The sequence below is a fragment of the Cellulosimicrobium sp. TH-20 genome (genome assembly GCF_002105775.1).
Lineage (GTDB): Bacteria > Actinomycetota > Actinomycetes > Actinomycetales > Cellulomonadaceae > Cellulosimicrobium > Cellulosimicrobium funkei.
In genome coordinates this window covers 975,653-1,002,280 of sequence record NZ_CP020857.1, presented here as the reverse complement: position 1 = coordinate 1,002,280, position 26,628 = coordinate 975,653, and the positions used below count along the sequence as shown (strand labels likewise).

General features: G+C 74.4%; 26 protein-coding genes and 1 riboswitch. Of the genes, 18 read left to right on the top strand and 8 right to left on the bottom strand.

Going from position 1 to position 26,628, the window contains the following annotated elements; translation table 11 throughout:
• Window positions 1-98: 98 nt before the first annotated feature.
• The 6 genes from B8281_RS04555 (at window position 99) to B8281_RS04530 (ending at window position 4,295) form a co-directional block, all read left to right on the top strand.
• Window positions 99-2,396, top strand: a complete 2,298-nt coding sequence (locus B8281_RS04555; RefSeq protein WP_021481587.1) for a carbon starvation CstA family protein — start codon at window positions 99-101, stop codon at window positions 2,394-2,396.
• Window positions 2,393-2,659, top strand: coding sequence for a YbdD/YjiX family protein (locus B8281_RS20080; protein WP_074803792.1), 267 nt, complete (start codon window positions 2,393-2,395; stop codon window positions 2,657-2,659). The genes B8281_RS04555 and B8281_RS20080 overlap by 4 nt, the downstream gene beginning before the upstream one ends.
• 18 nt (window positions 2,660-2,677) lie before the next feature.
• Window positions 2,678-3,139 (top strand): hypothetical protein, encoded by a 462-nt coding sequence (locus B8281_RS04545; RefSeq protein WP_085387038.1) that lies wholly within the window; start codon window positions 2,678-2,680, stop codon window positions 3,137-3,139.
• 4 nt (window positions 3,140-3,143) lie between these two features.
• On the top strand, window positions 3,144-3,662 hold the full coding sequence (locus tag B8281_RS04540) for a hypothetical protein (RefSeq protein WP_085387037.1): 519 nt from the start codon (window positions 3,144-3,146) through the stop codon (window positions 3,660-3,662).
• A gap of 85 nt (window positions 3,663-3,747) precedes the next feature.
• Window positions 3,748-4,020 (top strand): type II toxin-antitoxin system Phd/YefM family antitoxin, encoded by a 273-nt coding sequence (locus B8281_RS04535; protein ID WP_034653834.1) that lies wholly within the window; start codon window positions 3,748-3,750, stop codon window positions 4,018-4,020.
• Window positions 4,017-4,295, top strand: a complete 279-nt coding sequence (locus tag B8281_RS04530; protein WP_034653831.1) for a type II toxin-antitoxin system RelE/ParE family toxin — start codon at window positions 4,017-4,019, stop codon at window positions 4,293-4,295. The genes B8281_RS04535 and B8281_RS04530 overlap by 4 nt, the downstream gene beginning before the upstream one ends.
• A gap of 22 nt (window positions 4,296-4,317) precedes the next feature.
• Here B8281_RS04530 and B8281_RS19420 read toward each other — a convergent pair whose 3' ends face one another.
• Window positions 4,318-4,797, bottom strand: a complete 480-nt coding sequence (locus tag B8281_RS19420; protein ID WP_198163145.1) for an META domain-containing protein — start codon at window positions 4,795-4,797, stop codon at window positions 4,318-4,320.
• A 94-nt stretch (window positions 4,798-4,891) separates the two neighbouring features.
• Here B8281_RS19420 and B8281_RS19415 point away from each other — a divergent pair, with 94 nt between their 5' ends.
• Window positions 4,892-5,512, top strand: a complete 621-nt coding sequence (locus B8281_RS19415; protein WP_085387035.1) for a hypothetical protein — start codon at window positions 4,892-4,894, stop codon at window positions 5,510-5,512.
• Here B8281_RS19415 and B8281_RS04515 read toward each other — a convergent pair.
• Both B8281_RS04515 and B8281_RS04510 read right to left on the bottom strand, forming a co-directional pair.
• Complete coding sequence (locus B8281_RS04515; RefSeq protein WP_085387034.1) at window positions 5,490-6,416, bottom strand: siderophore-interacting protein; 927 nt, start codon at window positions 6,414-6,416, stop codon at window positions 5,490-5,492. The two genes, B8281_RS19415 and B8281_RS04515, sit on opposite strands and share 23 nt — an antisense overlap.
• A complete protein-coding gene (locus B8281_RS04510; protein ID WP_232322672.1) occupies window positions 6,403-7,368 on the bottom strand; it encodes an ABC transporter substrate-binding protein in 966 nt (321 codons plus the stop codon). Before B8281_RS04510 ends, B8281_RS04515 begins: the two co-directional genes overlap by 14 nt.
• Before the next feature lie 86 nt (window positions 7,369-7,454).
• On the opposite strand from B8281_RS04510, the gene B8281_RS04505 reads away from it, so the two are divergent.
• From B8281_RS04505 to metE, 6 genes are all read left to right on the top strand, one after another.
• A complete protein-coding gene (locus B8281_RS04505) occupies window positions 7,455-8,627 on the top strand; it encodes a sensor histidine kinase (RefSeq protein ID WP_085387032.1) in 1,173 nt (390 codons plus the stop codon).
• Window positions 8,628-8,686: 59 nt separating this feature from the next.
• Window positions 8,687-9,496: a LytTR family DNA-binding domain-containing protein gene (locus B8281_RS04500; protein WP_076404598.1), complete on the top strand. Its 810-nt coding sequence runs from the start codon at window positions 8,687-8,689 to the stop codon at window positions 9,494-9,496.
• Window positions 9,497-9,674: 178 nt separating this feature from the next.
• Window positions 9,675-9,959: a hypothetical protein gene (locus B8281_RS04495; protein WP_194521499.1), complete on the top strand. Its 285-nt coding sequence runs from the start codon at window positions 9,675-9,677 to the stop codon at window positions 9,957-9,959.
• Window positions 9,956-11,479: a cation acetate symporter gene (locus B8281_RS04490; protein ID WP_085387031.1), complete on the top strand. Its 1,524-nt coding sequence runs from the start codon at window positions 9,956-9,958 to the stop codon at window positions 11,477-11,479. Before B8281_RS04495 ends, B8281_RS04490 begins: the two co-directional genes overlap by 4 nt.
• Before the next feature lie 211 nt (window positions 11,480-11,690).
• Window positions 11,691-11,793: riboswitch (SAM riboswitch) on the top strand.
• Between the two features lie 5 nt (window positions 11,794-11,798).
• Window positions 11,799-12,860 (top strand): methylenetetrahydrofolate reductase, encoded by a 1,062-nt coding sequence (locus B8281_RS04485; RefSeq protein WP_043655337.1) that lies wholly within the window; start codon window positions 11,799-11,801, stop codon window positions 12,858-12,860.
• Window positions 12,861-12,892: 32 nt separating this feature from the next.
• The gene (gene metE, locus B8281_RS04480) at window positions 12,893-15,376 is read left to right on the top strand and encodes a 5-methyltetrahydropteroyltriglutamate--homocysteine S-methyltransferase (RefSeq protein WP_085387030.1); all 2,484 of its coding nucleotides are present in this window, start codon (window positions 12,893-12,895) and stop codon (window positions 15,374-15,376) included.
• A 57-nt stretch (window positions 15,377-15,433) separates the two neighbouring features.
• On the opposite strand, the gene B8281_RS04475 is transcribed toward metE, so the two are convergent.
• Window positions 15,434-15,685: a hypothetical protein gene (locus B8281_RS04475; RefSeq protein ID WP_021483231.1), complete on the bottom strand. Its 252-nt coding sequence runs from the start codon at window positions 15,683-15,685 to the stop codon at window positions 15,434-15,436.
• A gap of 50 nt (window positions 15,686-15,735) precedes the next feature.
• On the bottom strand, window positions 15,736-15,984 hold the full coding sequence (locus B8281_RS04470) for a DUF2630 family protein (RefSeq protein ID WP_085387029.1): 249 nt from the start codon (window positions 15,982-15,984) through the stop codon (window positions 15,736-15,738).
• Window positions 15,985-16,075: 91 nt separating this feature from the next.
• Here B8281_RS04470 and B8281_RS04465 point away from each other — a divergent pair, with 91 nt between their 5' ends.
• The gene (locus tag B8281_RS04465; RefSeq protein WP_085387028.1) at window positions 16,076-16,474 is read left to right on the top strand and encodes a VOC family protein; all 399 of its coding nucleotides are present in this window, start codon (window positions 16,076-16,078) and stop codon (window positions 16,472-16,474) included.
• Window positions 16,475-16,478: 4 nt separating this feature from the next.
• Here the strand turns inward: B8281_RS04465 and atpC are convergent, their stop codons facing one another.
• On the bottom strand, window positions 16,479-16,796 hold the full coding sequence (gene atpC, locus B8281_RS04460; RefSeq protein WP_198163144.1) for an ATP synthase F1 subunit epsilon: 318 nt from the start codon (window positions 16,794-16,796) through the stop codon (window positions 16,479-16,481).
• Window positions 16,797-16,974: 178 nt separating this feature from the next.
• Here atpC and B8281_RS04455 point away from each other — a divergent pair, with 178 nt between their 5' ends.
• Both B8281_RS04455 and B8281_RS04450 read left to right on the top strand, forming a co-directional pair.
• Window positions 16,975-17,355 (top strand): VOC family protein, encoded by a 381-nt coding sequence (locus B8281_RS04455; RefSeq protein WP_085387027.1) that lies wholly within the window; start codon window positions 16,975-16,977, stop codon window positions 17,353-17,355.
• Window positions 17,356-17,839: 484 nt separating this feature from the next.
• The gene (locus tag B8281_RS04450) at window positions 17,840-18,346 is read left to right on the top strand and encodes an FBP domain-containing protein (protein WP_021483431.1); all 507 of its coding nucleotides are present in this window, start codon (window positions 17,840-17,842) and stop codon (window positions 18,344-18,346) included.
• Here the strand turns inward: B8281_RS04450 and B8281_RS04445 are convergent.
• Entirely contained in the window at window positions 18,330-20,567 is a 2,238-nt protein-coding gene (locus B8281_RS04445) for an efflux RND transporter permease subunit (protein ID WP_085387026.1), read from the bottom strand. The two genes, B8281_RS04450 and B8281_RS04445, sit on opposite strands and share 17 nt — an antisense overlap.
• Before the next feature lie 271 nt (window positions 20,568-20,838).
• On the bottom strand, window positions 20,839-24,162 hold the full coding sequence (locus B8281_RS04440; protein WP_085387025.1) for a family 16 glycoside hydrolase: 3,324 nt from the start codon (window positions 24,160-24,162) through the stop codon (window positions 20,839-20,841).
• A gap of 166 nt (window positions 24,163-24,328) precedes the next feature.
• Here B8281_RS04440 and B8281_RS04435 point away from each other — a divergent pair, with 166 nt between their 5' ends.
• Together B8281_RS04435 and B8281_RS04430 are read left to right on the top strand one after the other, a co-directional pair.
• A complete protein-coding gene (locus B8281_RS04435; RefSeq protein WP_085387024.1) occupies window positions 24,329-25,240 on the top strand; it encodes a PhzF family phenazine biosynthesis protein in 912 nt (303 codons plus the stop codon).
• A gap of 60 nt (window positions 25,241-25,300) precedes the next feature.
• Window positions 25,301-26,614 (top strand): sugar MFS transporter, encoded by a 1,314-nt coding sequence (locus B8281_RS04430; protein WP_157446555.1) that lies wholly within the window; start codon window positions 25,301-25,303, stop codon window positions 26,612-26,614.
• Window positions 26,615-26,628: the final 14 nt, after the last annotated feature.

The window sequence follows — 26,628 nt, the reverse complement described above, 5'->3', positions numbered from 1 at the left end:
ACACCTCGACCGCCCGCCGCCGTGACGTGGATCACGGTCCGCCGCGGTTCCTAGCCTTCCGTGGTCGGACCGCAACGACGCGACCCTGGAGAGGCTCGATGACGACAGACACCCGCGCGGCGCGGAACGCCGCGGACGACGACCCGGAGATCGTGCCGGACCCGTCCCTGCCCCCCACCGCGGTGCCCGAGGAGCTTCCCGGAGCACAGGCGCGCACCCGCTGGACGCCGCAGAAGATCGCCCTGTGGGCCGCGATCTCGCTGCTCGGCGGCATCGCGTGGGTCATGCTCGCGGTCGTCCGCGGCGAGACCGTGAACGCGATCTGGTTCGTGTTCGCGGCCGTGTGCACGTACCTCATCGGGTACCGCTTCTACTCCAAGGTCATCGAGCGCTACATCACGCGCCCCGACGACCGCCGCGCCACCCCCGCCGAGGCCCGCGAGGACGGCAAGGACTACGTCCCGACCGACCGGCACGTGCTGTTCGGCCACCACTTCGCCGCGATCGCCGGCGCGGGCCCGCTCGTCGGTCCCGTGCTCGCCGCGCAGATGGGCTACCTGCCCGGCACGATCTGGATCATCGTCGGCGTCGTGCTCGCCGGCGCGGTCCAGGACTACCTCGTCCTGTTCTTCTCCATGCGCCGCGGCGGGCGGACCATCGGCCAGATGGCGCGCCAGGAGCTCGGCCGCGTGGGCGGCACCGCCGCGATCGTCGCGTCGCTGCTCATCATGATCATCATCGTCGCGATCCTCGCGCTCGTCGTCGTCAACGCGCTCGGCGAGAGCCCGTGGGGCGTGTTCTCCGTGTCGATGACGATCCCCATCGCGCTGTTCATGGGCGTGTACCTGCGGTACATCCGGCCCGGGAAGATCACCGAGGTCTCGGTCATCGGCTTCGTGCTGCTGCTCGCCGCGATCGTCGGCGGCGGCTGGATCGCGGACACCGCCTGGGGCGCCGAGCTCTTCCACCTCGACCGCACGACCATCGCGGTCGGCGTCATCGTGTACGGCTTCGTCGCCGCCGTCCTGCCCGTGTGGCTCCTGCTCGCGCCCCGCGACTACCTCTCGACGTTCATGAAGGTCGGCGTCATCGTCGTCCTCGCGGTCGCGGTGATCGTCGTGCGGCCCGAGATCACGGTGCCCGCGATCAGCGAGTTCGCGAGCGGCGAGACGGGCCCGGTCGTGTCCGGGGCGTTGTTCCCGTTCCTCTTCGTCACCATCGCGTGCGGCGCGCTGTCCGGCTTCCACGCGCTCATCGCGTCGGGCACGACGCCGAAGCTCGTCGAGAAGGAGCGCCAGACGCGCTTCATCGGCTACGGCGGCATGCTCATGGAGTCGTTCGTCGCGATCATGGCGCTCGTCGCCGCGATCTCCATCGACCGTGGCATCTACTTCGCGATGAACTCGTCCGCCGCCGCCACGGGCGGCACGGTCGAGGGCGCGGTCGCGTTCGTCAACGGGCTCGGCCTCATGGGCGTCAACCTCACGCCGGACATGCTCACGTCGACCGCGGAGGCCGTCGGGGAGCCGTCGATCGTGTCCCGCACGGGCGGTGCCCCGACGCTCGCGCTCGGCCTCGCGCACATCATGCAGCAGCTCGTGGGCGGCACCGCGATGATGGGCTTCTGGTACCACTTCGCCATCATGTTCGAGGCGCTGTTCATCCTCACCGCCGTCGACGCCGGCACGCGCGTCGCGCGGTTCATGCTCCAGGACACCCTCGGCAACGTGTCGCCGAAGTTCCGCGACGTCACGTGGCGGCCGGGCGTGTGGTTGTGCACCGCGATCATGGTCGCCGGGTGGGGCAGCATCCTCTACCTCGGCGTCACCGACCCGCTCGGCGGGATCAACACGTTCTTCCCGCTGTTCGGCATCGCGAACCAGCTCCTCGCGGCCATCGCGCTCGCCGTCGTGCTGGCGATCGTCGCCAAGCGCGGGCGCAGCTACCAGCGCTGGCTGTGGATCGTCGCGGCGCCGCTCGCGTTCACCGCGGTCATCACCATCTGGGCGTCGATCGAGAAGATCTTCTCCCCCGTCCCCGCGGTCGGGTACTGGGCCAACCACAACGCGTTCAAGGACGCGCTCGCCGCCGGCGAGACGTCGTTCGGAACCGCCGGCTCGGTCGAGGCGATGGAGGCGGTCGTCCGCAACACGTTCGTCCAGGGCACGCTCTCGATCGTGTTCGTCGTCCTCGCGATCGTCGTCATCGTCGCGTCGGTCCTCGTGACCGCGAAGGCGCTGCGCGACGGCGGCGGCGCCAACCACGAGGACCCGCCCGTCGCGTCGCGCCGGTTCGCCCCGGCCGACCTGTTCGCGACGAAGGCCGAGAAGGCGATCCAGAAGGAGTGGGCGGCGCTGCCGCCCGAGAAGCGCCCTGCCGCGACGGGGCACCGGTGACGGTGCGGCAGGGGACGCAGGGTCCCGCCACGACGGTCCGCGCGACCGTCGTGGCGGGGCTCCGCAGTGCCGCGACCCGCGTGCACGACGGCGCGGCCCACGTCCGCTGGTACGTGCGGCAGGTGATGGGCGACGACGCGTACGCGACCTACGCCGCGCACCAGCGCGCGGTGCACCCGGGCGGCGTCGTCATGACCGAGCGCGAGTTCTGGCGCATGCGGCACGCCGAGCAGGACGCCAACCCGGGGTCGCGCTGCTGCTGACGGCCTAGGCTCGGCGCCGTGCTCCGCGTCCCCCTCGACCTGCTCCTGCCGCGGGTCTCCGTCGCCGACGTCCGGCAGCGCGCCGCGGAGCTGCCCCGCCGCGGGCAGGAGGTCCGGGTCCGCGTGCGCGACGACGTGCTCGTCGCCCGCCGCTGGGCCCCCGGCGCGCACGCGAGCGGGCACAGCGTGCTGCGCGCCCGGCTCACCGAGGAGCCCGACGGCGTCCGCGTGCGCGGGACGGTCGCCCCGAGCGTGCTGGACCTCGTGCTGGTAGCGATCTGGCTCGCCGCAGCCGCCGGGATCGCGACGCTCGGCGCCGTCTACCAGAACGGGGTCGCGTGGCTCGTCGCGCTCCTCCCCCTCACCTTCGGCGCGGTCTTCGCCGCCTGGCTGCCCGGGGCCGCACGGTCCGGTCACGACGTGCTGCTGCGGGCGCTCGCCGCCCTCGGCGAGGGGCCCGACCTCCGCGGGCTACGGTGACGGCGTGGCCCGCCCTCCCGTCGGCATCACGTCCGACCCGCCGCGGGGGACGTTCTCCGCGTGCACCCTCGCGCTCGCCACCGACCCCGTGACGGCGGCCGGGTGGGTCGCCGCCGCGTTCGGCGCGCTGCGCTGGAAGCGCCGGGCGTCCGACGTCGCGCACCGCGAGGGCGCGTCGTTGTGGGAGGTCGGGGGCGCGGCCCGTGCGTTCTTCCTCGACGACCTCGACGTGCTCCGCCTCGTCACCCCGCGTGCGGCGGCGTTCTTCTCCCACGGGCGGGCCGTCGCGACGGTCCAGCCCGACGCCGCCGCGCACCGCACCGTCGTCATGCTCTCCCTCGTCGAGGGCCAGCTCTCCTGCCGCGAGAGCTTCGGCGCCGTCGCGCGGCACCTGCACGAGGCCGCGGTCCGCGCCGGGGCTCTCCCGCCCCACGACGTCCCGGTGTGGACGAGCGCCTACGACCTGCCGGCCGGCTCCCCCGGCCACCCGCGGTCGCGCAAGCGCCTGTTCCGCGGTTCCTGAGCACCCGTACCGACCAGATGGACACCGAGAAGGCGCCTCATCTTCAGACTAGAATTCGAGTCTGAATAGAGACTAGAATCACGGGGTGCAGACCTATCCCATGAGCGAAGCGAAGACCAACCTGTCCGCCCTGGTCGACGAGGTGGAGAGCACCCACCAACCGGTGACGATCACCCGTCACGGGAAGGCAGCGGCGGTGCTGATCGCGCCGGAAGACCTGGCGACGCTCATGGAGACGCTGGCATGGCTGTCCGACCCGGACCACGCGGCCGAGATGGCCGAGGCCGAGGAGGCGGTGGCGCAGGGCCGCACCCTGAGCCTCGCTGAGGTGCGCGAGCAGCTGGCCTCGCGACGGTGACCGACGTCGACGGTGGGTGGGAGGTGCGCCTGAGCCCACCGGCCGCGCGCATGCTCTACCAGCTCCCACCACGCCTGGCCGACGCCGTGATCCGCTTCTGCGACGAACCACTTGCGTCGAACCCCTACCGGGTGACGAAGGCGCTCGGGGCCGAGCTCGCCGGCCAGCGCGCCGGGTACGTCGGGATCGGGTTCCGCGTCCTGGTCCGCATCGACGACGACCAGCGACTGGTCACCGTGATGCGGATGGCCTACCGCGCCGACGCCTACCGGTAGCCCAGGACGGGCGGCACGAGAGTCAGCCCCGTTCCAGCCGCGCGAGCTCGACGCCGTCGTGGTCGACGAGCACGAGCACGTCACCGTCGAGCCCGGCGCGGGAGGAGAGGGCCAGGAGGTACGGCACCGGCTCGCCCTCGCAGCCGATCTCGGTGTGCCCGCCCGAGGTGACGACCAGGCGCCCCTCGACGCCGACGCGCCAGGTGCCGTCCGCGACGTTGCACCCGTCGGTCCCGGTCCACGTGCCGTCCTCCGCGAGCACGACGTGCGGGTCCGTCGCGTAGTCGGTCTCGGGCTGCCAGCGGCCGACCAGGGCCCCCGCGGTGGCGGGCACTGCGCCGTCGGGCAAAGGGACGGGCTCGGCGGCCGTCGTGTGCGCGGGCCCGGACGCCTCCCCGGGGCGGGCGGGCGCGTCGGCGCCCGGCCCGGCGCACGAGGCGAGGAGCGCCACGGCGAGCACCGGGAGGGCCGTCGTCCTGCACGGGGGACGTCGTCGGGTCATGTCTCGATCGTGTCGCCCGACGGTCGAACCTTGCACCGACCGTCCGGGCGGTCCGCCCGGCGCGGGGGTGGGGTGCCGTGGGACGATGCCGCCCGTGACGGAGCTGACCTTGCGCGACGACGCCAAGCGCCGTGTGCTGCGCGCCAACCTCACGTTCGCCGCGGTCCTCGTGCCGATCCTCGGGCTCACGGCGGTCTCCCTGGGGATCAGCACGCGCAACCTCGCCCTCGCGCTCGGGTACGCGTGCGTCGTGCTCGCGATGATCCCGCTGACGTACGTGCTCGCGCGCCGCTTCACCGACCGCTCCCGCGTCACGTTCGGCGACGGGTCGGTGACGGTCCAGGGCTGGGGCCGGCCGCGGCGGTTCACGGTGGCCGAGATCGAGCGCGTCGTCACGGTCGACAGCATGGGGTTCGGGGGCATGACGCCGACGCACCACCTCATCGTCGTGGGGCCGACGAAGCGCCTCGCCCTGCTCGTCGGGCAGATGTGGGACCGCGACCAGCTCTCGGCCGTCGCGCTCGACCTCGCGCACCGCGGCGTCCCGCTCAACCCGGTCCACCAGCCGGTCACGCCCGTGCAGCTGCGGGCGATGGACCCCCGGCTCGTGCCGTGGCGTCAGGCGCACCCGGTCGCGCTGGGCCTGTTCGTCGGGCTCGGGGTGCTGCTGTTCTTCCTGGTCGCGTTCGTCGTCATGGTCGCGTTCCTCGTCTGACCGTCGCGTCCGGCCGGGCGCGGTCGTGCCAGTAGCCCTGCGCGTGCACGCGCGACCGCGCCACGCCCGCCGCGACGAGCTCGGCCCGGACGCGCGCGACCGTGGCGCTCTCCGTCGCGCACCACGCGTAGAAGCCGTCGCCCGCGGAGGCCGCGGACCGGCCGTGCACGGCGGCCCAGTCGCGGACGGCGCCCAGCACCGCCCGCTCGGCGCCGCGGCGTCGCAGGCGGGGCACGTGCTCGACGCGCACGGTCGCGGGCACGTCCCCGAGCGGGGCGTCCGCCGGGTCGTCGGCCTCGACGAGCACGTGGGCCCGGACGTCAGGGCCGAGGCTCGCGAGGATCCCGCGCACCGCGGGCGCGGACGTCTCGTCCGCGACGAGGAGCACGTGCCCGACGGCGGGTCCCGGGTCCCACTGCGTGCCATGGTCGGTCACGCCGAACCGCGCGTGCGGCGCGGACAGCAGGACGCGGTCCCCGACCGCCGCCCGCCGCGCCCAGGCGCTCGCCGGGCCGGCGGGCTCGTGCAGGTACAGGTCGAGGTCGACCTCCGCGACCTCCGGGCGCACGGCCACGGGCGTGTACGAGCGCATGACGGGGCGCACGTCGTCGTCGAGCGCGGACCACTCGCGGCGCCACGTGCTCTCGTCCGCGAGGCGCGCCCGGCGCGCGAGGCGGTCCGCGCCCGGCCCCGGGAGCAGGATCTTCACGCGCTGGTCGAGCCCGACGTCGGCGCACCCGGCGAGGTCCGGCCCGGCGAGCGTCACGCGCACGAGGCGCGGGCCGACGTCGTGCACGCGCGCGACCGTCGTCGGGAAGAGCACGTTGGGCGACCGGTGGAACCGGCACCCGGCCGGGCTCCCGGCGGTCGCCGGGGGCCCGGCCGCCGCGTCAGGAGCCGGCACGGTCCTGCAGGAAGCGCTCGACGTCGTCGAGCACGGCCTGCCCGCCGAGCGGCCCGACGCCGCTGATCCAGGACGACTGGTCCACGACGCGCACGTCGGGGAAGGACGCGGCGTTGAGCGGGATCTCCGCGGGGACCGCGGACGCGTCGTCGGGGTCGGCGGCCGAGACGAGCACGAGGTCGGCGGCGGCCTCGGTCACGCGCTCCGGGGACAGGTCCACGGAGATGTCCTCGCCCCACTCCTGCTCCGGCGTCGCGAACCCGACGCACTCGAGCGTGCTGCCCGCGAACGACCGCGGCCCGTACGCGGACACGATGCCGTCGCGCGGACGCAGGAGCTGCGCCGTCCCGGAGACGTCGTAGTCCTCCTGGAGCTGGGCGCACCGCGCGTCGTAGGCGTCGAGCAGGGCCTGGGCGTCCGACTCCCGGCCGAGCGCGCGCCCGACGAGGAGCACGTTCTCCTGCCACGGGTCGGTCTGGGTCGCCATGAAGACGGTCGGCGCGACGCTCGCGAGCTGGTCGTACAGGTCGGAGTGGCGCGACTCCGTACCGAGGATGAGGTCCGGCTCGAGCGCCGCGATGGCCTCCAGGTTCGGCTCGGGCACGGTGCCGACGACCTCGATCGCCTGCGCCTCCTCGCCGAGGTACGCGGGCACGCCCGCCTCGACGCTCAGCACGGCGGCGCCCACGGGGACGACGCCGAGCGCGACGGCGGTGTCCGTCTCGACGGGCTCGAGCGTCACGACGCGCTGCGGCGCCGCGTCGAGCTCGGCGGTCCCCCGCGCGTGCTCGACGGCGTACCCCGCCGCGGTGTCGTCCGGCGCCGGCGCGCCGGTCGCCGCGGGCTCGGGGTCGGACGAGCACGCCGCGAGGAGGGTCGCGGCGAGCACGAGGGCGGTGGTGGTGACGCTGCGGCGCACGCGCGGGCTCGACGTGGTCCGGGAGATCGGCACAGGAGGTTCCTTCGTCATGGGATAGGACTGCCTAACCTTATCTGCCTCACCGGGGTAGGTGACGCCGCGCTGGATACGATCACTGCATGTCCGGGCCCGTGTTCGCCGGCGCCGCCGCCGGTCTCGTCGTGGGCGTCCTGCTCACCCTCGGGCTCGTGCTCGCCTGGCGGCTCGCACGCGGGTCGCGCGAGCTCGGGAGCGACTCCGACCGGGCGACGTTCCGCACCCTCCACCTCGCGTCGCGCGCCGCGACGCACCTGCGCGACGGGCTCGACGGCGACGACGTCGGCCGCACGGCCCGCTCCCTGCGCCAGCTCCTCGGCGCCGACGCGCTCGCCGTCGTCACGGCGGACGGCGCGGTCGCCCTCGACGGGAGCTCGACGCTCGAGCCCGACGCGCGGCGCGTCGCCGAGCGCGTCCTCGCGACGGGACGGCGCCACGTCGAGAGCGGCGACGTCGAGGACGCCGTCGGGGCGCCCGTCGTCGCGGGCGGGCGCGTCGCCGGCGTCGTCGTGGCGTTCGCCGACACCGTGCGGCCACCGCTCGTGCGCGCGACGGGCGAGGTGGCGCAGTGGTGCGCGGCGCAGCTCGAGCTCGCCGAGCTGGAGGCGTCGCGCACGGCGCTCGCGCAGGCCGAGCTCCGCGCGCTGCGCGCCCAGATCAGCCCGCACTTCGTCTACAACGCGCTCGGTGCCATCGCGTCGTTCATCAGCACCGACCCCGAGCGGGCGCGCGACCTCGTGCTCGACTTCGCCGACTTCACGCGCTACTCGTTCCGCGGGCGCGGCGACTTCACGACCCTCGCCGACGAGCTGCGCTCGATCCACTCCTACGTCGAGCTCGAGCGCGCCCGGTTCGGCGAGCGCCTCGCCGTCACCCTGCAGATCGCGCCGGAGTCGCTGACGGCCGTCATCCCCTTCCTCTCCGTGCAGCCCCTCGTCGAGAACGCCGTGCGCCACGGCCTGGAGCCGCGCGAGCACGGCGGGACGATCGTCATCACCGCGCGCGACGAGGGCACCCAGACGGAGATCACGGTCGAGGACGACGGCGTCGGCATGGACCCGGCCGTCGTGCGTGAGCTCCTCACGTCGCGCGACACGACGCACGTGGGCCTGCGCAACGTCGACACGCGCGTCCGCCAGCTCTACGGCGACGACCACGCGCTCGACATCGAGACCGCGCCCGGCTCGGGCACGCTCGTGCGGCTGCGCGTCCCGCGGTCGCAGCCGCTGCACGAGACGGAGGTGAGCGTGCCGTGACCACCCCGGACCCGGCTCCGGCCGGCGGTCTCCCCGGAGGGGCGGGCGACGCCGTCGGGCTGGACGTGCTCGTCGCCGACGACGAGCGGCCCGTGCTCGACGAGCTCGTGGCCCTGCTCCGCCGCGACCCGCGCGTGCGCACCGTGCGCGGGGTCGCGAGCGGGTCCGAGGCGCTGCGCGAGCTCTCGTCGCGCACGGTGGACGCGGCGTTCCTCGACATCCACATGCCGGGGCTGACCGGCCTCGACCTCGCCCGCGCGCTCTCGCGGTTCGCCGACCGCCCGGCGGTCGTGTTCGTCACCGCCGACGAGGCGCGCGCCCTGGAGGCGTTCGACGTCGAGGCCGTCGACTACGTGCTCAAGCCCGTGCGGCGCGAGCGGCTCACGCGCGCGGTCGACCGCGTCGTCGAACGGGTCGCGGAGCGCACCGCGGCGGGGCGCACCCCCGCGACCGACGCGGCGGCACCGTCCGCGAGCGCCGCCGCTCCACCGCCGGTTGCCGGCGACCCGGCGGGCGGTGCGGCCCCGGCCGAGGAGACGCTCGTCGTGACGGTCGGCACGACGACGCGGCTCGTCCGGCGCAGCGCGGTGCGGTGGGTGCAGGCGCAGGGCGACTACTCCCGGCTCGTGACGGACACCGAGCAGTTCCTCGTGCGCGAGCCGCTCTCCGATCTCGAGGAGCGGTGGGCGCCCGCGGGGTTCCTGCGCGTGCACCGGTCGTACCTCGTGGACCGCGCGGCCGTGACCGCGGCGCGGTTCGGCGGGGCGCAGCCCGCGCTCGTCGTCGCCGGGCACGAGGTCCCGGTGAGCCGCCGCATGGTGCCCGCCGTGCGCGAGGCGCTCCTCGGGCCGCACCGGGGCGCGCCGTGACGGGCACCGACCCGCGTCGGGACGCGCGCGTGCGCGTCCGGTCCACCGACCTCCCCGCGGCGCGCCCCGGCCCTCGCCCCGGCCCCGGTGAGGGCGCCGTCCCGGGGGTGGGGCGCCGTCGGGCACGGCACGCTCCGGCGAGCCGGACGACGCCGCGACCGCCTACACGCGCGGGCTCGTGCGGGCCCAGCTCCGGCTCGGGCTGGCGTGCGTGGCGTCGTTCCTCGCGGTCGTCACGCTGCTCACGGTGACGATGAGCGGCGTGCCCGCGCTGGACGACGTCGTGCTGCTCGGCGTGCCGCTGCCGTGGCTCGTGCACGCGTACGGCTTCTACCCGGTGATCGTCGCGTTCGCGGTCGTCTTCGCGGTCGCGGCGGCGCGCAACGAGCGCCGGTACCGCGCGCTCGCCGAGGGCGCGGGCGGGCCCGACGAGCCCGGCCCCGACGACGGCGGTGCGCCGTGACCAGCGCGCTGCCCCTCGTCGCGATCGCGCTGCTCCTGCTCGCCACCGGCCTCATCGGGTTCTACGGCCTGCGGATCTCGCGCACCACGAGCGACTTCTTCGTCGCGTCGCGCACCGTGCGGCCGGTCTGGAACGCGTCGGCGATCAGCGGCGAGTACCTGTCTGCGGGCACGTTCCTCGGGCTCTCCGGCCTCGTGCTGCTGTCCGGCGCGGAGGCGTTCTGGTTCCCCGTGGGGTACGCGGCGGGCTACCTGCTCGTCCTGCTGTTCGTCGCGGGCCCCCTGCGGCGCAGCGGCGCGTACACGATCCCCGACTTCGTGCACGCCCGGCTCGACTCCGTGGTCGCGCGCCGCGTGACGAGCGTGCTCGTGCTCGTCATCGGGTGGCTCTACGTGGTGCCGCAGCTCCACGGGGCGGCGCTCGTCATCACGAGCGTGGCCGCGGTGCCGCCGTGGGTCGGCTCGGTGGGGATCGCGGTCGTGGTGAGCGCCGTCGTCGCCGCGGGCGGGATGCGCTCCATCACGTTCGTCCAGGCGTTCCAGTTCTGGGTCAAGCTCACCGCGCTCGCGGTGCCGCTCGTCTTCGTGCTCATGGCGCTCGGCGGGGCGTTCGAGCCCGGCGGCGCCGTCGTCACGTTCGACCCCGCCGCCGTGTTCCCCCACGAGGCCGGGCCGGGCGGCCTCGACGCGTACGCCACCGTCTCGCTCCTGCTCGCCCTCCTGCTCGGCACGACCGGCCTGCCGCACGTCCTCGTGCGCTTCTACACCTCGCCCGACGGCGGCTCGGCCCGCCGCACGACCGTCGTCGTGCTCGTCATGATCAGCGTGTTCTACATGGTGTCGAGCACGCTCGGGCTCGTGGCGCGGGTCGTCGCGCCCGACCTCGCGGCGCCCGGGGTGGCGGACACCGTCGTCCTCACGCTGCCGACCCGCCTCGTGCCCGGGCTCGGCGGCGAGCTCCTCGCCGCGCTCGTCGTCGCCGGGGCGTTCGCCGCGTTCCTCGGGACGTCGTCGGGGCTCGTGGTCGCTCTGGCGGGCGTCGTGAGCCAGGACCTGTTCGGCGGCACCGTGCGGTCCTTCCGCTGGTCGGCGGTCGCGTGCACGCTCATCCCGCTCGCGTTCGCGCTCGTCACCATCCCGCAGGGCCTCGTGACGAGCGTCGGGACGGTGTTCGTCTTCGCGGCGTCGGCCCTGTCCCCCGTGATCCTGCTCGGCGTGTGGTGGCGCGGCCTCACCGCGCGCGGCGCGGTGGCGGGCATGGTCGTGGGCGCCGTCCTGTGCGCGACGGCGCTGCTCGCGTCGTCCGCGCTCGTCGCTGCGGGGTACGGGAGCCCGTCCGGCAGCACGGCCGACGGCGTCCCCGGCGTCGTGCGCGCCCTGCTCGCCCAGCCCGCCGCCTGGACCATCCCGCTCGCGACGGCGACCGTCGTCGTCGTGTCGCTCCTCGACCGGCGCGGGCCGCCGCTGCGCACCGACCGGTTCCTCCGCCGCCTGCACGTGCCCGAGCGCCGGAGGGCCTGAGACCTGCAAGGCCGACGACGACCCGTCGCCATGGTCGGTGTCTGGGACCTCGCTCGAGCACCTGAAATCTGTAGCGTAGGAAACCTGAAATTCGTAGCGTAGAGAGCCTGAGATCCGTAGCGCGGGGCGCCGCTACGCCTCCGGCCGATCCCTCCGCATCTCACCTGGCGGGCGCTCTCGACCGCATGTCGGATGGGTCGTAGGATCGTGCCAACCATCCAGAGCGGTCGAGAGTCCTGGCTCGACGACACCGCAGCAACCCGCCGACGGAAGCCTCCCGAGGACAAAGGTGCTAACGCCAGGGTCGATGGAGTGACGCATGACCTCAGAGGCATCCTTCGCGCACCGTCCGGGCCGTCCTCGGCCGACGGTGTCGTTCGAGCTCATGCCCCCGCGCCGACCGGACGCGGCCCCGAAGTTCTGGGAGACGGCACGCCGTCTCGTCGCGACGCACCCCGACTTCGTGTCCGTGACGTACGGCGCCGCGGGCACCGACCGCGCGACCGCGCGCCAGGTCGTCGGACGCCTGCTCCAGGGCACGCCCGTGCTGCCGATCGCACACCTCACGTGCGTCGGGGCGTCGCGCGAGGACGTGGAGTCGGTCATCACCGACTTCCTCGACGAGGGCGTGCGGAGCTTCCTCGCGCTGCGGGGCGACCCGCCGCGCGACCAGCCGGACTGGCAGCCCGCGCCCGACGGCGTCCGGTCGTCGACCGAGCTCGTCGCGCTGCTGCGCGAGGTCGAGGCGTCGCGCTGCGCGTCCGACCCCGCCGTCGCGCTGCGCGGCGCAGCCCGGCCGCTGACGATCGCCGTCGCGACGTTCTGCGACGGGAACCCCGCCGCCGGCACGACGCGCACCCAGGAGGTGCGCCGCCTCTGGCAGAAGCAGCAGGCCGGCGCGAGCTTCGCGATCACGCAGCTCTTCTACGACGCGTCGTCGTACACCGACTTCGTCGCCGAGGCCCGCGCGGCCGGCGTGACGATCCCCATCCTCGCCGGGCTGCTGCCCACGACGGAGCCCGCGCGGCTCCGTCGCGTCGAGGAGCTCACGGGCGTGCGCGCGCCCCAGCACCTGCTGGACGCGCTCGACGCCCTGCCCGACCCGGAGGCGCAGCACGCCTACGGGATCGCGTACTCGGTCGACCTCGCGCAGCGCGTCCTCGACGCGGGCACGCCCGGTCTGCACGTGTACACGTTCAACAAGCACCGCGCCGCTCTTGACCTGCTCGAGGGTGTCCACCTCGGCGGCGGGTCGGTCGGGACCGGGGGCGGCGCCAGCGCCGCCGCCGCCCCGCTCGTCCCGGACCTGGCCAGCGGGCCGTGGGTCACCGGCACCTCCCTGCCCACGACGAGCGCCGCCACGCACGGCGCGCCCGTCTGACCGGTCCTCCGGACCAGCAAGAGGTTTCGATCATGGCCACTTCCGTACCCTCCCCTACCCAGAACCCGGTCGGTTTTCCCGCCGGCACCGTGCTCGGCTACCCGCGCATCGGGCGCCGCCGCGAGCTGAAGAAGGCCGTCGAGGCGTTCTGGGCCGGCAAGACGTCGGCCGACGAGCTCGAGGCCACGGCCCGCGAGCTGCGCCTCGCGACCGTCCGCCGGCTCGTCGACCTCGGCCTCGGCGCCGACGACGCCTCGGTCCCCGGGTCGTTCTCCTTCTACGACCAGGTGCTCGACGTCGCCGCGGCCCTCGGGGCGGTCCCGTCGCGGTTCGCGTCGCTCACCGACGACGCCGGCCGCCTCGACCTCGCGGGCTACTTCACCGTGGCGCGCGGCCAGGGGGACGACGCCCCGCTCGAGATGACCAAGTGGTTCGACACCAACTACCACTACCTGGTCCCCGAGATCGGCCCGGACACCCCGATCCGCTTCGTCGACGACCGCGTCGTCCGCGAGTTCGTCGAGACCAAGGAGGCAAGCGTCGTGACGCGGCCCGTCGTCGTCGGGCCGGTCACGTTCCTCGCGCTGTCCAAGGCCGCGGACGACGCGCCCGCCGGGTACTCGCCGCTCGACCGCCTCGACGACGTCGTCGCCGCCTACGCCGACCTGCTGCGCGCGCTCGCCGCGGCGGGGGCGCCGTGGGTCCAGCTCGACGAGCCGATCCTCGTCACCGACTCGGTCGACGTGCCGTTCACCGAGCTCGCCGCCGCCGTGGGGTCCGCGTACCGCGCCCTCGCGACCGACCTCCGCCCGGTGCCGAGCCCGGGGTCTTCGGCGGCCTCGTCCGCAAACCCGGCGGCAACCCCTGGTTCGGCGCAGGACGCGCGGCCCGCGATCCTCGTCGCCACGCCGTTCGGCGGGCTGGAGACGTCGCCGGACGGCGACGGCGCGACCTTCGACTTCCTGGCGACCCTCGCGGGCACGGACGTCGAAGCGATCGCGATCGACGCCGTCCGTGCGGACCTTCCGGACTCGCCCTACGACGACCTCCTGACGAAGACGCTCGTCGTCGGCGCGATCGACGGGCACAACGTGTGGCGCGCCGACCTCTCGGCAAAGCTCGACACGCTGACCGCCGCGCGCAGCCTCGGTGCGGGCGCGGTCGCCGTCGGCACGTCGACGTCGCTGCTGCACGTGCCGCACGACGTCGAGGACGAGACGTTCGCCGAGCCCGGCACGGCGTCGGGCACGACGCTCGACCCGCGCCTGCGCGACTGGCTCGCGTTCGCGGACCAGAAGGTCGGCGAGGTCGCGACGCTCGCCCGGGCCCTCACGGAGGGTCGCGACGCCGTCGCGGAGGAGATCGAGGCGTCCCGCGCGGCGGTGGCGTCACGCGCGGAGGCGAGCGGCGTCGTCGTGCCCGCGGTGCGCGAGCGCGCGGCCGCGCTGACCGACGCGGACTTCGCGCGCGGCGCGTACACCGAGCGCGCGGCGGCGCAGGAGGCGCGCCTGAACCTGCCGCTGCTGCCCACGACGACGATCGGGTCGTTCCCGCAGACGCCCGAGATCCGCCGCGCCCGCGCGCTGTGGACGAAGGGCGAGCTCGCGGACGCGGACTACACGACCGCGATGCGCGAGGAGATCGCGCGCGTCGTCGCGCTCCAGGAGGAGCTGGGCCTCGACGTGCTCGTGCACGGCGAGCCGGAGCGCAACGACATGGTGCAGTACTTCGCGGAGCACCTCGACGGGTTTGCCGTCACGGCGAACGGCTGGGTCCAGTCGTACGGGTCGCGCTGCGTGCGCCCGCCGATCCTGTGGGGCGACGTGACGCGCCCGGCGCCGATCACCGTCGAGTGGTCCGCGTACACGGCGTCGCTCACCGAGAAGCCCGTCAAGGGCATGCTCACCGGGCCGGTGACGATCCTCGCGTGGTCGTTCGTGCGCGACGACCAGCCGCTCGGCGACACGGCGAACCAGGTGGGCCTCGCGCTGCGCGACGAGATCGCGGACCTCGAGGCCGCCGGCATCGGGATCGTCCAGGTCGACGAGCCCGCGCTGCGCGAGCTCCTGCCGCTGCGCCGCGCGGACCAGCCGGCGTACCTCGACTGGTCCGTCGGGTCGTTCCGGCTCGCGACGTCGGGCGTGGAGGCGGCGACGCAGATCCACACGCACCTGTGCTACTCGGAGTTCGGCGAGGTCATCGGCGCGATCGACGGCCTCGACGCCGACGTGACGTCGGTCGAGGCGGCGCGCTCGCGCATGGAGATCGTGCCGGAGCTGCGCGACGCCGGGTACTCCCGCGGCATCGGGCCGGGCGTCTACGACATCCACAGCCCGCGCGTGCCTTCGACGGAGGAGGTCACCGAGCTGCTGGAGCTCGCGGTGAAGTCGATCGACCCGCGCGTCGTCTGGGTCAACCCGGACTGCGGCCTGAAGACCCGCCGCTACGAGGAGACCGTGCCGTCGCTCGAGCACCTCGTCACCGCGGCGAAGGCCGTCCGGGCCACGCTCGGCTGACCCCGGGAGACGCCGGAGGCCGGGTCCCGTCGGGACCCGGCCTCCGTGTCGAGGGTGTCAGCGCTCGGTCGTGCCCGTGCCCGCCATCGGGAGGGCGAAGGCGAGCGTCGCCGCGGCGAGGCCGCCCACGAAGAGCCACACACCGCCGTCGACGCCGGACATGCCCGAGCCCATGAGCACGAGCCCGCCGACGAACAGCGCGAACGCCACGACGAACCGTGCGACCGCGCCCGCGTGACCGGGGATGTCGCGCCCTTCGGTCCCGGTGGGGAGGGGGCTGTGCGCCGCCTGCTCGCTGGACGTGGTCATGGGGTTCTCCTTCTGAGGTCGGAACGGGAGCCGGACGTCGCCGTCGGCGATCAGTCCAGGTAGTTCTCCACCGTACCGGGGTCTCGCACCGTCGCCGCATCGGGGTCGCGGCCAAACTCCCGGGCGGCGCCGCGCTGGCGCAGCAGGTCCCAGCACTGGTCGAGCTCGACCTCGATCGCCCGGAGCCGCTCGTGCTCCTCGCCCCCGGTGATCTCCCCCTGCGCGAGCTGCTCGCGGAGCTCGCGCTCCTGCGCCACGAGGTCGCTGATCGTCCTGCGGATGCCGCCGTCGGTCGCCATGCCGTCCACGGTATGCCCGACGGCGCGGGCGCGCCCCGGGAGGCCGGCCCCCCGCGGGCGCGGCGTCGGCGGTGCGCCCTAGGCTCGTCGCATGACGACGACGATCGGGCGCACGGTCCTGCTCTGCCACGACCTGGACGCGAGCGCCGCGTTCTGGGCCGACGGGTTCGGCTTCCGCACGTTGTTCCAGGGAGAGACCGAGGGGTTCCCGCTCCTCCACGTCGGCCCGGGGCGCGTCGACGAGCCGGGTCTGTGGCTCGTGCCGCTCCCCGAGGGCGGCGCCCCGCTCGTGCGTCACGGCCTGCCCAACCTCGTGCTCTACGTCGACGACCTCGACGCGACCCTCGCACGCCTCGCCGCGGCCGGGGTCGAGCCGTTCGTCGGGCCCGACGCCGACGCCGAGACCGGCGACCGGTTCGCGCACGTCCACGACCCCGACGGGCACCGGGTCGTCGTCGTGCAGCTCGGGACGACGACCGACCCCGCGTAGCGGGCTACCGAGCGCGCACCCATGTCGCGTCGTCGGCGAGGATCGTCACCTCGTCCTGGTCGACGACGAGGAACCCGCCCCCGATCCGCAGCTCGGCCGTCGGGCGGTCCGGGGTGCGCAGACGCACCCGGCCCGCCATGAGCGACGCCGCGACCGGCTGGTGCCGCGGCAGGATGCCCAGCGTGCCCGACGCCGCCGGGACCGTCACGCTCCGCGCCTCCCCCGCCCAGAACACCCCGGACGGCACCACCACCTCCACGGACACCAGCCGCTCCCCGGCGGGTGCGGCGGTCTCGGACGGGGACGGCAGGGCGACGGGCACGGAGTTCCTCCCGGACGGCGGACGGCGGAACCCCCGAGTCTGGCCGAGCGACCCGCTCGCCGGGCCCGGCACTTCGTCACCCGGGCGGGGCCGAAGGTCACCGGGGAAGCACCCGCCGCGGTGGTGCCGGCGGGCGGCCCGCGGGTGGCCCGTGGGTGGCCCACGTCACGATGGGCGCATGAGCAACCACGCGCACGGCATCCACCACTCCATCGACTACGTCGAGCTCCCCGTGACCGAGCTCGCCGCCGCGCAGGCGTTCTACGGCGCGGCCTTCGGCTGGGAGTTCGTCCCCTACGGCCCCGGGTACGCCGGGATCCGCACGGCGGCGGAGTCCGGCGCGGACGAGGCCGGCGGTCTGCGTCTGGCCGAGTCGGGCGACGTGACCCGCGGCGGTCCGTTCGTCCTGCTGTTCTCCGAGAACCTCGACGCGACGCTCGCCGCCGTCCGGAACGCGGGCGGCGAGGTGGTCGAGGGCCCGTACGAGTTCCCCGGCGGCCGCCGGTTCCACTTCCTCGACCCGAGCGGCAACGAGCTGGGCGTCTGGGCCACGTCCTGAGGGACGGCGTCGGCCGTCGAGCGGGGTGCGTGGCGGCCCGGGCGGCAATCACGTTGACGACGGCGGGGGCCGAGGCGCACCATCGAGGGTGACGGTTGCCGAGGGCAGCCGTCCGTCGTGCCGGATGGGCACGACCACGAGTCAGGATCGCGCCGCCGGCGCGCCGCACGGGACGAGGAGACGCGGATGCACGGCACCGCAGGCTGCGAGGTGGCCATGGCGGCCTGCTCGGGCGCCCTCTCCCCCCGCACCGTCACCCGCTGAGACCACCGGGCCGCGGGCCGTCGTCCCCGACGCCCGCCTCGCTCCGGGGCGCACCGCCGTCCGACGACCCCGTCGTCGCGGCCGCGCCGGTCACGACGCGACGGCTGCGGGCACGCCGTCCTCCCCGCCCCCGGCGGCGCCGTCGTGCGCCCGGGCGAGCACGCGTCGTCGTGCACGCCCGCCGGGCCGCGGACCGTCCTGACACGGAAGCAGCGAACCCATGAACCCCCTGACCGAGAAGCAGATCCGCGCGTCGTTCGTCAACGCGTCCAAGCGCGAGGCCGCGCAGGCGACCCTCCCCGACCTCGACACGCTCGACTGGGACCGCCTCGACTACCTCGGGTGGCGCGACCGCAAGGCCCCGCTCCTCGCGTACGCCGTCGTGGAGGTCGACGACGAGCCGCGCGGCGTCCTGCTGCGCTCGACCGACGCCAAGACGGGCGGACGGCGCAAGCGCGCCGTGTGCGCGTGGTGCGAGGACGTCGTCGTGACGGACGACGTCAGCCTCTACGTGGCGCGCCGCGCCGGGGCCGCCGGGCGCCGCGGCAACACCGTCGGCACCCTCATCTGCACGCAGTTCCTCTGCTCGCAGAACGTCCGCCGGGCGCCCACCCGCACCGAGATGGGCGACGACGAGTCGATGCGCGAGCTGTTCGTCGAGCTCCGCGTCGACGGCCTCCGCGAGCGCTCCGCGCGCTTCGTCACCGAGGTCATGCGCGACGTGTGACCGACCTCGGCTCTACCTCGGCAGACCCGGGCTCTACCTCGGCGGACCCGGGCTCTCCCTCCGCGGACCCGGGCTCTCCCTCGGTGGGCCCGGGCTCTCCCCCGCGCCAGGAGGGCCACCAGTTCCACCGGCCCAGGAGCGTCATCGTCGCGGGCAGCAGCAGCCCGCGCACGACGGTGACGTCGAGGAGCACGGCGACGGCCATGCCGACGCCGACCTCCTTCATCGCGACGAGCTCTCCCGCCGCGAAGCCGAGGAACACGATGCCGATGGCGACGGCCGCCGTCGTGACGACCGGGCCGGACGCGGTGATGCCGCGGAGCACGGCCCGGTCGTTCGCGACGCGCGGGTCCTCGCCGGGCGTGCGGGCGCGCCACTCCTCCGCGGTGCGGGACAGCAGGAAGACCTCGTAGTCGGTGGACAGGCCGAACACGAGCATGCCGACGAGCAGGGGCGTCGTGACGTCGAGCGCGCCCCACGGCTCGAACCCGAGGAGCGAGGCGCCGACGCCGTGCTGGAACACGGAGACGAGGACGCCGAGCGTCGCCGCGAGCGTGAGGAGGTTGAGCACGAGGGCCTTGAGCGGCACCACGAGCGAGCCGGTGAGCAGGAAGAGCAGCACGAAGGTCGCGAGCACCACGACCCCGGCGGCGAGCGGGAGCCGCTGCGCGAGGTGCTCCTGGGTGTCGACGACCTCGGCGGCCGGTCCGGCGACCCGCACCTCCAGGTCGGTGTCGAGGGCGCGCACGGCGTGCACGAGGTCCTGCGCCTCCTGGGCCGTCGCGTCACCGCCCGGGCCGACGTCGGGCGTGAGGTCGACGACGGTGACCTCGGGCGGGTAGCCGGTGTCCTGCATGGCGTCCTCGACACCGGGCAGGGCGGCGGCCCGGTCGAGGAGGTCGGGCACCGCCGGGTCGTCGACCGGGCCCTCCACGAGCACGGTGACGGGCGCGACGCCGAGGTCGGCGAAGCGGGAGATGGTGGCGTCGGCGGCGAGGCGCGCCTCGGCGTCGGCGGGCAGCGAGCGGACCTCCGAGCTGCCGAGCGTGAGCGAGCCGAGGGGCACGGCGAGCGCGAGCAGGAGCGCCGTCGCGCCGAGCGTGACGAGCACGGCGTGGCGCTGCGCGGTGCGCGCGAGCCGGCCGAGCGTGCCGGCGCCGCCGCGGCCCGTCCACGGGTGGGACCAGGTGCGCGCGCCCGGCGCGGGGATCGCGCGGTGCCACGTCGCGACGAGCGCGGGGACGAGCGTGAGCCCGGCGGCGGTCGCGACGAGCACGACGATCGCGCCGCCCACCGCCATGCCGGAGAGCAGGGAGTCACCGAGCAGGAGGAGCCCGGCGAGCGAGATGGCGACCGCGAGGCCGGAGGCGAGCACGGCGCGGCCGGCGGTCGCGAGCGTGCGCCCGACGAGCTCGTCGAGCGGGAGGCCCGGGGACGCGGCGCGCTCCTCGCGGAAGCGCGCGAGCACGAGCAGCGAGTAGTCGACCGTGAGGCCGAGACCGAGCAGCGTCACGACGTTCACGGCGAACTCGTTGACGGGCACCACGCCGAGCAGCCCGCTGAGCACGAGCAGCGCGACCGCGATCGCGGCGAGCGCGGAGAGCAGCGGGACCAGGCCGGCCCGCAGGCCGCCGAGGACGACGACGAGCACGACGAGGAGCACCGCGATCGCGATCCCCTCGCCCACCGCGGCGTCGGTGATGGCCTGCTCGACGAACGCCTCCTCCGCGAGCAGCGCGCCGCCCACGAGCACCTCGGGGGTGTCGACGCTGTGCAGCGCGTCGGCGACGCGGTGCGCGAGGGCGAGCGCCTCGTCGTCGGACAGCGCGGGGTCGAGCTCGACGACGACGAGCGAGCCCTGCGCGTCGTCGGCGATGAGCCCGCCGCCGGTGTAGGCGTCGGAGAGCTCGACGACCCCGGGCATCGCGCGGATGCCGTGCATGACCTCGCTCGCCTGGGCGATGAGGTCGGCGGAGAAGTGGTCGCGGCCGGACAGCACCGCGACGACGGTCTCGCCCTCGGGGGCGAGCTCCTCGAGGCGCTGCGCCGCGAGGGCGGACGCGCTGCCCGGCGGGGCGGGGTCGACGTCGGAGGTCTTGTCGAAGACCGCCCCGCCGAGCACGGCGCCCGCGACGAGGAGGACGGCCCAGACGACGAGGACCGCGCCCCGGCGGCGGGCGGCGAACCGTCCGGTCCGGTGCAGGAGGCGTCCGAGCGTCATGGGGGCTCCCCTCGTCGGGAACTCGTCGGGGAGTCGTGGGGTCGGCCTCGGCCGGCTCGCCCACGACGTTCGTGCGTTGCGTCCGTGCGGCAGCGCGCGGACGTGAGCACCCTACGCGAGGGTGGGAGCGCCGTCGGACCGCGCTCCGCCCTGCGGGGACGCCCTGCCGGGCGCCGGACGAGACGGGTCGGGCGGGGGCGGCTCGTGCCGCCGCCCCCGCCCGGTGCGACCCGGGGCGGACGGCTCACGCCGCCCGCCCCGGGTCATCGGCTCAGCCGCAGCTGACGGCCTCGTAGGCGGCGTCCGCCTCGAACGTCCGGCCGTCACCGGTCGCGGAGACCTGCGCGACGCCGGCCTCGACCGACGTGGCACGCGTCGCGAACGACTGGTACGCGGAGGCACCCGGCTGGACGCCGGTCACCGTCTTCGTCCCGAACGGCGTCGTGAGCGTGACGTCCGCCGGCACCGTGTCGTCGTTCGTGGCACGGACCGCGACGTAGACCTTGCCCGCGAGGCAGCGGGTCTGGACCGTCGTCGAGATCGCGAGCTCCTCGACGGGCTCGTCGGTCAGCTCCTTGAACCGGATGTTCCGGTAGTTGACCATCTCGCCGTTGCCGTGGTTCTGGATCCCCACGAAGCTGTTGACCAGGCGGGCCGGGTCGGTGCTCGTGAAGTCGTTGACCAGCACGTCGTTGAGGTAGATGCGGATGCGGTCGCCCTCGACGCGGATGTCGTACGCGTTCCACTGGCCGACCGGCTTGAGCGAGGCCTCGACGGCCGCGGCGTCGGCGCCCTGGAACGTGTAGACGGCGCCCGTGGTGCGGTCGGCCGCGTCGGTCGCGTCGATCTGGATCTCGTAGCCCTTGTTGACGGCCACCCACGGGTCGTCGCCCGGGTTCGGGAACCCGACGAAGACACCGCCGTTGTCGTCCTTGAGGAGCTTCCAGTCGAGCTTCAGGCTGTAGCTGTCCCCGAGCTCCTGGTTGTACCAGAGCAGGCCCATGCCGCCCGCGCCCTGGATCGAGCAGTCCTCCTGGCGGCCGAAGCCACCCGGACCGGCCATGCGCCAGCCCTCCTGGAGGCTCGCGAGGGTGCCGTCGAAGAGGGCGGTGTAGCCGTCCTCGACCTCGCCCGGGGTGCAGATGTCCGGGTTCTCGCCGATCGAGAGCACGTCGATGTTGATGTTGCCCTGGTCGCCCGTCTCGTACGCGAGCGTGATGGTGTTCGTTCCCGCCTGGAGCTCGAGGTCGCGCGTCTGCACGCCCCAGTCCTTCCAGCTCCCCGTCGTCGGGAAGTTCCACTGGCCGAGGTCCTGGCCGTTCACGTGGAGCGAGACGTTCTTGGACCGCAGCTCGGTGTACGGGTGGATGCCGTTGGCGTAGCGCACGTTCACCGGGTAGGTGCCCGCCTCGGGGACGGTCACGGAGAACGTGCGGCCGGAGCCGACGCTCGTCATGCCCGCGGCGAAGCCGGAGCCGGAGTAGTTGCTGTGGTCCGAGCCGATGCTCGAGCCGCCGAGAGGCTGGGCCAGCTCCGCCTCGTACCAGCCGCGGTCGGCCGGGGCGACGTAGCCGGGCAGCGAGTTGAGCGTGTACCAGGCCTCGGTGCTGAGGAGCTCCGCGCCGTCGGCCGATGCGAACGGGCGCGGGGACCGGACGTAGACGACGTGGCCGGGCTTGAGACCGTCGATCTTCAGCGTGACGGTCGTGCGGTCCTCGGACACCTGGGCGTCCGTGACGAAGAGCGGCTGCTCGTCGACCTTCGGGCCGCCGTACTGCTGCGTCGGCACGTAGCGCCACTGCTTGATCTGGTACGCGTCGGCGAGGTTCTCGACGACCTCGTCGGAGACCGGGTCGGTGTACTCGATCTCGAAGCCGCCCTCGACCACGCGCATCTCCTTCATGTCGAAGGAGTCCTCGTTGACGGGGACGAGCTTCTGGAGGCCGAACCGGAGCTTGCCGGACTCGCCCCAGTTGCCGCCCTCACCGGTGCCGCCGGCGTAGAGCGCGCCGTCGGGGCCGTAGATGACGCGGTTCACGCCGACCTCGAGGCCCGCGGTGTGGCGGAAGACCGCACCCTGGAACTCGCCGTCGACCTTCTCGAGGAACGCGCGCTGGATGCCGCCGTACGTGACGTCGCCGAGCAGCATCTGGCCCGCGAACTCGCCGTCCTCGACGAGGATCGGGTTGCCCGGGGAGTTGGCGATCTCGTTCTGCGGCAGCCACACGGCCGGCGGGGCGACGGGGTTCGAGTCGAACGGCCCGGCCGGGTTCGTGTAGTGGTTGTAGAACTTGTCCTGCTGGATGTGGATGAGCTTGTTCGACGGCAGCCAGGCACCCTGGTTGTCCGTCGCGAAGATCTCGCCCTCGGGGCCGAAGCCGATGCCGTTCGGCGTGCGGAGGCCGCCCGCGACGTAGCTCACCTCGCCCGTCTCGCGGTCGATCTTGATCGACGTGCCGCGGTTGGCCGCGGGCTGCGGGTTCGTCGTGGCGCCGCCGTTGTTGATGGCCACGGAGAGGTTGACGTAGAAGTAGTCCTCGTCGTGGATCAGGCCGAACGCGAACTCGTGGAAGTTGCCGCCGTCGGGCCACTCCGCGATCTTCGTGTGCGTGTCGTAGAAGCCGTCGCCGTCGGGGTCGGTGAGCTGCGTGAGCTGGTACCGCTCCGAGACGAAGATCGAGTCCTCGACGACCTCGATGCCCATGGGGTTGAGGAGCTCGTCCGCGACGAGCGTCGCCGTGACGTCCTCGGGGCCGTCGGCCGTGGTGACGCCGTCGAGGAAGTACACCTCGCCGGACACCGGGTCGGGGCGCCAGCCGCCGGAGCTGACCTCGCCCGTGGTCACGACGGCGAGCTGCTCGTCCGGCGTGAACGCCAGGCCGGAGACCTTGGGCTCGAAGCCCGCGGGGCGCAGGTCGACGAGCTCGTAGTTGGGGTTGACGGAGTCGAGCCGCAGGCCGTCGCCGGCCGTGTCGGTCGCGCCCTCGCAGTACTTGTAGCCGGGCGCGGTCACGCGCACGACGCCGGCCTCGGTGCTGAGCGCCGAGGTCGGGATCACCTGGAAGGAGGAGCTGCCCGGCGTCTTCCACGCGAGCGTGAGGCGCTGCTTGTCGCTGCCCTCGTAGTAGTCGACCCGCAGGTCGTGCACGCCTGCGGTGAGCGTCGCGCTGCCCTCGACGGAGGTCGAGTCGTTGGGGCCGTCGTTCTCGAGGACGAGCTGGCCGTCGATGTAGACGAGCGCGCCGTCGTCGTTGGTCACGCGGAACTGGTACTGGCCGTCCGCCGGGACGTGCAGGTTTGCGCTCACCTGCGAGATGAAGTTGTCCTCGGCGCCGAACTGCTCGGCCGTGGACCAGTCGATGGTCGGCATGAGCTTGTCGACGTTGGGCGTCTGCCCGGACTTCAGGGTGCAGACCCCGCCGGGGTTCTGCGCGAGCTGGAAGGTCCGCAGCGTGACGCCGGGCTCCTGCTCGGGGAGATCGGCCGCGGCGGGGACGGCCCAGCCCGCGACGACCAGCGCGCCGAGGGTGAGGGCGGCCGCGCCGCGTCGGTACCTGATCCGGCGGGACACCGGCAGGCTGGTGCGTTCGAGCATCGTTGCTCCTTACTCGGTCGGACTACGAGTCCACGGAGCGTAACCCCTGCCTGGCCCCGTCGATGACAACGCTGGACAGGCTAGCCCCCGTTCTATCGATGTGTCTACAACTTCCGTCGCACCGTCGACAAAAGTGCTCCCATCAGCGGGGACGTACGCTCACGGCATGACCGCACGCCACGGAGACATCGCCGACCGGACCGCGTCCCGCCCGTTCGCCCAGGTCGACGTCTTCACCCGCACGCCGACCCTCGGGAACCCCGTCGCGGTCGTGCTCGACGCCGTCGGCCTCACGGACGAGCAGATGGCCGCCTTCGCGCGCTGGACCAACATCTCCGAGACGACGTTCCTCCTGCCGCCCACGCCCGACGGCGCCGCAGGCGGCGCCGACTACCGCCTGCGGATCTTCACCCCGGCGGGCGAGCTGCCGTTCGCGGGCCACCCGACGCTCGGGTCGTGCCACGCGTGGCTCGAGGCGGGCGGCAGCCCGCGCGCGGGGGACGTCGTCGTGCAGGAGTGCGGCGTCGGGCTCGTGACGATCCGGCGCGAGGAGGGCACGGAGCGGCTCGCGTTCGCCGCGCCCGCGCTGCTCGCCGACGAGCCGGTCCCGGCCGACGACCTCGCGGCGATCGTCGCCGCGCTCGGCGTCCCCGACGAGGCCGTGCTCGACCACCGCGTGCTCGACAACGGGCCGGGCTGGCGCGTCGTCCTGCTCGACTCCGCCGCGCGCGTCGCGGGGCTGACGCCCGACTGGACCCGGCTGCGCGCGGAGCACCCCGACCTCTCGGTGGGCGTCGCCGGCCTGCACGGGGACGACGGCGGCCCCGACGGCACCGCCGTCGAGGTGCGCGGGTTCGCGCTCGCCATGGGCATCCCCGAGGACCCGGTCACCGGGAGCCTCAACGCCGTCGTCGGGCAGTGGCTCACGCGCGACGGGCGCCTCCCCGGGCACTACGTCGCCGCCCAGGGCGCCGCGCTCGGCCGGGCGGGGCGCGTGCACGTCGAGCGCGACGGCGCCGGGACCGTCTGGGTCGGCGGGTCGAGCGTCACGTGCGTCGCGGGGACCGTCCGCCTCTGACGGGTCGCCGCCCCGGAAAACGGAGGCCCGGGGGCCCGCCCGCTCCGTAGACTCGGGCAAGTGTCAACAAACCCTCCGGTTTCCGGGACGGCGCGCGCCCTGACGGACCGCGCCGTGGTCTCGCGCGCGCGGTGGGCGCTCATGGTGCAGTTCGCGCTGTTCGGCGTCATCGGCACGTCGTGGATGAGCCGCCTGCCGTCGGTGCGCGAGGCGCTCGGGCTGAGCTCGGGCCAGCTCGGCGCGCTGCTCGTCGTGGGCGGGGTCGGCACCCTCACGGCCGTCGTCGTGACGGGCGCGGTCGTCGCGCGCTTCGGCAGCCGCACGACGCTCGTCGTCGCGACGTCCGCGAACGTCGTCGGGTTCGGCCTCGTCGCGCTCGGCACGGCGACCGGCAGCGTCGGCGTGTTCGCGGCGGGCGCGTTCCTCAACGGCATGTGCGGCGCGCTGACCAACGTCCCCATCAACATCTGCGCGGCGTCGGTGGAGCACCACGTCGGGCGCGCGATCCTCCCCCACTTCCACGCGGCCTTCTCGATCGGGGCGGCGTGCGGGGCGCTCGTCGCCGCCGCGTTCTCGTGGGCGCACGTGGGCATCGCCACGCAGGTCGTCGTCGTCACGCTCGTCGTCACGGCGGCCCGCGCGCTCCTCATCGCGCCCGCGACGGCGATCGCGCCCGAGCGGGCCGCGGCGCGCACGGCGGCGGCCGACGGCGCCCCCGCACCCCGGCGCGGCGCGGGCGTCCGCGCGGCGCTCGCCGCGTGGCGCGAGCCGCGCACCCTCCTCATCGGGCTCGTGCTGCTCGCGTCGTCGCTCTCGGAGGGCTCGGCGGGCAACTGGCTGTCGATCGCCGTGGTCGACGGGTTCGACGTGCGCGAGGCGCTCGGCGCGGTGGCGTACGGGACGTTCGTCGGCGCGATGACGGTGTTCCGGTTCGCGGGCACCGGGCTCATCGACCGGTTCGGGCGCGTCGCGGTGCTCCGGGCGTCGGGCGCGTCCGCGCTCGTCGGGCTCCTCGTGTTCGGCCTCGCGCCCACGCTGCCGCTCGCGTGGGTCGGCATCGTCCTGTGGGGCTGCGGTGCGGCGCTCGCGAACCCCGTCGCGATCGCCGCGGCGTCCGACGACCCCGCGCACGCCGCACCCCGCGTCGCGGTCGCGACGTCGTTCTCCACGGTCGCGATGCTCAGCGCTCCCCCGCTGCTCGGCCTGCTGGTCGACGGCGTCGGGGCCCGCCACGCGCTCCTCGTGATCTGCGCCGCCACGGTGCTGTCGCTCGCGGTCGCGGGCCAGGTCCGGCCGCTGCCGCGCCCGGCGGCGCCCGCCCCGGTCGACGACCTGCCGGAGCCCGGCCGGGAGCGCCCGGTCGGGTCCCGCTAGGGGGACGCGTCGCG

Bases quoted from the DNA above. Each gene is read 5' to 3' on its own strand.
- B8281_RS04555 (WP_021481587.1), top strand. From the start codon at position 99: ATGACGACAGACACCCGCGCGGCGCGGAACGCCGCGGACGACGACCCG.
- B8281_RS19420 (WP_198163145.1), bottom strand. From the start codon at position 4,797: ATGACCCGACGACGTCCCCCGTGCAGGACGACGGCCCTCCCGGTGCTC.
- B8281_RS04505 (WP_085387032.1), top strand. From the start codon at position 7,455: ATGTCCGGGCCCGTGTTCGCCGGCGCCGCCGCCGGTCTCGTCGTGGGC.
- B8281_RS04485 (WP_043655337.1), top strand. From the start codon at position 11,799: ATGACCTCAGAGGCATCCTTCGCGCACCGTCCGGGCCGTCCTCGGCCG.
- metE (WP_085387030.1), top strand. From the start codon at position 12,893: ATGGCCACTTCCGTACCCTCCCCTACCCAGAACCCGGTCGGTTTTCCC.
- B8281_RS04475 (WP_021483231.1), bottom strand. From the start codon at position 15,685: ATGACCACGTCCAGCGAGCAGGCGGCGCACAGCCCCCTCCCCACCGGG.
- B8281_RS04470 (WP_085387029.1), bottom strand. From the start codon at position 15,984: ATGGCGACCGACGGCGGCATCCGCAGGACGATCAGCGACCTCGTGGCG.
- B8281_RS04465 (WP_085387028.1), top strand. From the start codon at position 16,076: ATGACGACGACGATCGGGCGCACGGTCCTGCTCTGCCACGACCTGGAC.
- B8281_RS04455 (WP_085387027.1), top strand. From the start codon at position 16,975: ATGAGCAACCACGCGCACGGCATCCACCACTCCATCGACTACGTCGAG.
- B8281_RS04450 (WP_021483431.1), top strand. From the start codon at position 17,840: ATGAACCCCCTGACCGAGAAGCAGATCCGCGCGTCGTTCGTCAACGCG.
- B8281_RS04445 (WP_085387026.1), bottom strand. From the start codon at position 20,567: ATGACGCTCGGACGCCTCCTGCACCGGACCGGACGGTTCGCCGCCCGC.
- B8281_RS04440 (WP_085387025.1), bottom strand. From the start codon at position 24,162: ATGCTCGAACGCACCAGCCTGCCGGTGTCCCGCCGGATCAGGTACCGA.
- B8281_RS04435 (WP_085387024.1), top strand. From the start codon at position 24,329: ATGACCGCACGCCACGGAGACATCGCCGACCGGACCGCGTCCCGCCCG.